Here is a 4,919-nt window from a genome sequence, read left to right as displayed (position 1 = left end):
CGGCGTTGATCTCGCAATCCACACCGAACCCGGAGGTCCTCACCCATATCAAGATCATCCTCAGCGTGTCAGCCCATCACCAACGTCCCCGAACAGCACATCTAGGGGCAGGGCACGTACGTCAGCCGCTCATCGCCGGAGAGCTGGGACAGCAGGCGGGACTCGCTGTCCGCGCGCAGGTACAGCGTCAGCCAGCCCAGCCCGGTGCGCTGGAAGGTGGCGACCTCGTAGCGCTGCGCGTACTTCTCCGCGATCCCGCAGTCCTGCGCCGGCGAGTACCAGGCCAGCGGCGCGGCGAGCACCGGCAGGCCGAACAGCGCGACCGGCGCGTACTCGTCGTCGCGGGCGGAGCCGGTGACGCCGGTGATCATCATGCGGGAGCCGGCGCGGTAGGCCAGCGCGGCGTTGCCGAACGTGTCGATGTTCGACCCGGACGGCAGGCGGTCGCGCAGCCAGTGACCGATCTCGGTGGTCTGCGCCATCCGCTGGCGGTCGACGTGCACGACCTGCTGGGCGGCGAACGCGGCCGGCACGCTGACCGCGCACAGCACGAGCGCGACCGCCGGCATGACACGCCGCTCGGCCAGCCGCCGCCGGGGCCGTGGCGACGGGCGGTTGCTCGTCCTGCCGGACGCCACTGCCGCGCCCACCGCGGCCAGTGCGCACAGCAGGAAGCCGTACGGCAGGTGGGACGACGCGGGCCAGCCGCTCCGGGCGTGCCCGTAGTAGGTCGCCTCCCAGGCCCACCACGGCACGAGGAACACCAGCGCGCCCAGCAGGTAGCCGGCGGGGCCCCACCAACTCGACCGGCGCCGCACCGCGGCCGTCAGCAGCCAGACCTCGCCGAGCAGCGCGAACACGACGCCGTCGGAGCGGGTCATCACGGCCAGCGCGGCGAGCACTCCGGCGACCAGCGGGTGGCCGGTGACCAGGGCCAGGCACCCGGCCAGCACGAGCAGCACGAACAGCGGCGTCTCGGTGCCGGCCAGCCCGTGCGAGGCGAACAGGCTCGCCCCCGCGGTGAGCAGCGCGGCGAGGACCCCGGCGGTGGTCGTGAAGCGCTTCGCCAGCAGGTACGCCACGACAACGCAGCCGAGCGCGCACGCGATGCCCAGCACGACCGCGCCGGTGACGACGTCCGCGCCGAACAACGCCCCGGGCAGCGTGACCAGCACCAGCCACAGGAAGTTCGGCAGGCCCTGGGTGCGCTCGCCGATCGTGTAGACGGCGCCGTAGCCCTCGGCCATGTTGCGGGCGTAGCGGAACGTGACGAACGCGTCGTCCGGCACCGTGGCCACGACGAGCTGCAGGACCAGGGCGAACACAAGGGCGAGGAACAGGATCCAGCCCCGGTTCGCGCGCAGCGTCGCGACGCGCGGCCACGCCGCGGTCACCACCCCCGCCAGCGCCAGCCACGCGGCGACCAGGGCACCAGGCACCTCTCACCCTCCGTGACGCCGCTCCACCCTTGCCGTAGGTATCGCTCCCGCGCCCGGATTGTTTCGTCGCCGAGACATTTCGGGGGTTGGTGGGTGGGGTGGGGGCCGCGGTGGTGGCGGGGGTGAGTCGCTGCGGTGGCGGGAGTGGGTGGCCGCGGTGGCAGGGATGGCTGGCCGCCGCGGTGGCGGTGGTGCGGTCGCCGCGGTGGGTGGCCGCGGTGGCGGGGGTGGGCGGCCCGCTCGCGACGCGAGCGCCTACTCGGCCGATGCCGCGCCGGCAGGGAACCCGAGGCGGGCGAGCCGCCGCAGGGGCCGGGCGCCGGGTGGCAGGGCCCGAGGTGGCAAGCCGCCGTAGCGGCGGGGGCCGATCATCGGGGCTCGCTTACACCGCACCGGTGCGCGGGCGGCCGGCTGCCCGCCCCGCGGGTCAGATCTGCTCCTCCAGCGCCTGGTAGTCGATCTTGCCGCTGGCCAGCAGGGGGATCGTGTCGATCGGGCGGACGTCGAAGCCCGAGGCGTGCAGGTGCAGCCGGTCGGAGAGCGCGTGTGACGCCGCCTTGCAGGTGTCGGCCGCGGCGCCCTCCGCGAACAGCACCACCTTGTCATCCGCCGGGACGGCGGCCACGATGTCGATCCCCAGGCCCGTCGCGCGCGTCGCGGCCTCCAGGTCGTCCAGGCTGATCCGGTTGCCGAAGACCTTGCCGATCCGCTTGAGCCGCCCCGTGACGAACAGGAATCCCTCCTCGTCGAGGTACCCGAGGTCGCCGGTCGGGAGCACGCCGCCGCACTCGTCGCCCAGCGCGAGCTCCTCCGCGGTCGACGCGTAGCCCATCATCACGTTCGGCCCGCGGTAGACGATCTCGCCGGTGATCTTGGGGTGCGTGGTGTCGCCGCCGTCCGGGCGGCGGATCGCGAACTGCCCGCCGGGCAGCGCGGGCCCCACCGAGCCGATCTTCTCCGCCAGCCGCTCCGACGGCATGATCGCCATGCGCGGCGCCGCCTCGGTCTGGCCGTACATCACGAACAACCGCCCGCCCGCCGACCGCATCAACGTGTCGAACTCGGCGATCAGCTCCGGCCGCATCCGGCCGCCGGCCTGGGTGAGCGTGTGCACGCCCGGGTTCGCCGCCGGGTCGAACCGCAACCGCCGCAACATCTCGTAGTGGTAGGGCACCCCGGCGACCGACGTGCACTCGTGCGCGGCGACCGTGTCCCAGAACCCGCGGCCGAGGATGCCCTCCCGCTCGACCACGACCGTCGCGCCGCTGACCAGGTGCGAGTTGAGCACGGACAGGCCGTACGCGTAGTGCAGCGGCAACGTGGTGGGCGCGACCTCGCGCTCGTCGATGCCCAGCACGTCGGCGATCGCGTGCGCGTTGGTCAGGATCGCCTTGCGGGACAACCGCACCAGCTTCGGGTTGCCGGTCGAACCGCTGGTCGGCAGCAACACCGCGAGATCACCGTGCGGGCGGATCCCGTCCCGGTCGAGGCGCAGCCACTTCCCCTCGGCGGCCCGATACCCGGCTGGCGGCTCGGCGGCGGGCGCGTCCAGCACGGCCGCCGGGCGGAACCGCTCGATCAGGCCGGCCAGCACCGGGACGTCGAGCGCCGGGTCGACCAGCGCCACCGCGCGCCCGGCCTGCACCGCCGCGACGTAGGTGAGCACCCCGCTCAGGTCGACGCCGGTGCGGGCGAACAACACGCCGTCCGGCAGGGCCGCGAGCTCGTCGGCCCGCCGTTCGACCTCGGTGATCAGCGCCGGACCGTCCAGGACGGCGCCGGTTTCGGCGTCGACGATCCGGGCGCCGGGAGACAGCAGGGTCACCGGAGCGCGCCTTCCGGTCGGGCCGGACCTGCACCAGTCGGGTGGATGCGGTTTACCACGCGGGTTCCATTCGTACAGTCTTACGGACGCCTGAGCCGAACACAGTAAAGGAAACGCCGAGCCGATGATCCCCGTCACCGCGGTCGACGCCCGCGATGCCGAATCCCTCGTGGTGGAGGTGCTGCGGTCGGGAACGCTCACGCGGGGCCCGGTGGTCGCCCGCTTCGAGGACGCCTTCGCCCGCGCCGCGGGCACCGCGCACGCGGTCGCCGTGAGCAGCGGCACCGCCGCGCTCCGCACCGCGCTCGATGCGCTCGGGCTCGGCCCCGGCGACGAGGTGATCACCTCGCCGCTCACCGCCGCCGCGACGCTCCGCGCGGTCCTGGCGACGGGCGCGACCGTCCGCTTCGCCGACATCACCCGCGACGACTTCGCGGTCGACCCGGACGCGGTCGCGGCCGAGATCACGCCGGAGACCCGCGTGATCCTCCCGGTCCACCTCTACGGCCAGACCGCGGACATGGGCAAGCTCGCCCCGCTGGCGGAGGAACACGGGCTGCACCTGGTCGAGGACGCGGCCCAGGCGGTCGGCGCGACCTTCGCCGGGCGGGCGGCCGGGGGGTTCGGTGTCGGCTGCTTTTCGTTGTCCGCCAACAAGATCGTGACCACCGGCGAGGGGGGCGTGGTCACCACCGACGACGCCGGGCTGGCCGATCGCCTGCGCCTGCTGCGCGACCACCGCATGTCCGAACTGCACGCCGCCGTCGGCATCCCGCAGCTGGACCGGCTGGACGAGCTGCTCGCGGCGCGGCGGCGCAACTCGCGGCAGCTGTCCGTCGGCCTGGCCGGCACGCCCGGGCTCACGGTGCCCGCGGAGCTGCCCGGCCGCGAGCACGCGTGGCACCGGTACAGCGTGCTGATCGGCCCGCACGCGATGCTCGCCCGCGACGAGCTGGTCGCCGAACTGGCCCAGCGCGGCGTCGAAACCGAGGTGCACCACCCGAAGCTGGTGTTCGACGACGACCGCTTCCGTGAGCACCCGCAGATCCCGGCGGTGTCCCGGCAGGACTTCCCGGTCGCGTTGAAGGTCACCGAGGAGGTCCTGTCGCTGCCGGTGCACCCCGCGCTGTCCGAGGCCGACGTGGACACCGTCGTGCGTGAGGTGCGCGAAGCGCTCGGCGCGTGACCTGCGCTGTCTGATGTGGACGGGCACCGGACGGCGCGGCGTTTTCTCAGGCAGCGGGGTTTTCTCAGGCAATTCTTGGGTACCACGGATTAGCATGGAGGTCGCCCTGTAATGCGGACAGGGCCCCTGGGATCCAGCGGGCGGGCGGAACGCCCGCTGGATCCCCTTCGCCTCCCGCACCGGGAGGAGTCTATTCGTCCGTTCGGCGCAAAATCCAGGTCCGGCCGAGCTGGATTCCGACGAGTGCGATGAGCAGCGCGGCGAGGATCGCCGGGCTCTCCCACGGCCGCGGGTCGTCCGCGGGCAGCGCCGCGACGGTCGCCGCCACGCGGGATCGTCCCAGTGCGACCGAGTCGAACTGCGCCTGCGGGACGGTGCTCTGCACCTCGTAGTGCGATCCGGGGTGTCCCGCACGCGCCTGCGGACGACCCGTCGCAGCGCGGCCGTCGTGGTCATCAGGTTCTCGGCC

Annotated in this window: 3 protein-coding genes and 1 pseudogene; 1 reads left to right on the top strand and 3 read right to left on the bottom strand. The window is 73.4% G+C overall.

Annotated elements, in window-relative coordinates; translation table 11 throughout:
- Positions 1 to 101: 101 nt before the first annotated feature.
- Entirely contained in the window at positions 102 to 1,439 is a 1,338-nt protein-coding gene (locus tag ABZ193_RS43220; RefSeq protein ID WP_237337525.1) for a glycosyltransferase family 39 protein, read from the bottom strand.
- Between the two features lie 427 nt (positions 1,440 to 1,866).
- Positions 1,867 to 3,264: an AMP-binding protein gene (locus ABZ193_RS43215; protein WP_354714625.1), complete on the bottom strand. Its 1,398-nt coding sequence runs from the start codon at positions 3,262 to 3,264 to the stop codon at positions 1,867 to 1,869.
- A gap of 124 nt (positions 3,265 to 3,388) precedes the next feature.
- Here ABZ193_RS43215 and ABZ193_RS43210 point away from each other — a divergent pair, with 124 nt between their 5' ends.
- Positions 3,389 to 4,450, top strand: coding sequence for a DegT/DnrJ/EryC1/StrS family aminotransferase (locus tag ABZ193_RS43210; RefSeq protein WP_354714624.1), 1,062 nt, complete (start codon positions 3,389 to 3,391; stop codon positions 4,448 to 4,450).
- Between the two features lie 190 nt (positions 4,451 to 4,640).
- Here the strand turns inward: ABZ193_RS43210 and ABZ193_RS43205 are convergent.
- Positions 4,641 to 4,919, bottom strand: a pseudogene (locus tag ABZ193_RS43205) (hypothetical protein); the annotation flags it as partial.

The sequence above is a fragment of the Amycolatopsis sp. NPDC006125 genome (genome assembly GCF_040614195.1).
In the GTDB taxonomy this organism is placed as follows: Bacteria; Actinomycetota; Actinomycetes; order Mycobacteriales; family Pseudonocardiaceae; genus Amycolatopsis_E; species Amycolatopsis_E tucumanensis.
This window is presented reverse-complemented; position numbering and strand designations above follow the sequence as displayed.

Coding starts and splice junctions, on each gene's coding strand:
- ABZ193_RS43210 (WP_354714624.1), top strand. CDS start 3,389: ATGATCCCCGTCACCGCGGTCGACGCCCGCGATGCCGAATCCCTCGTG.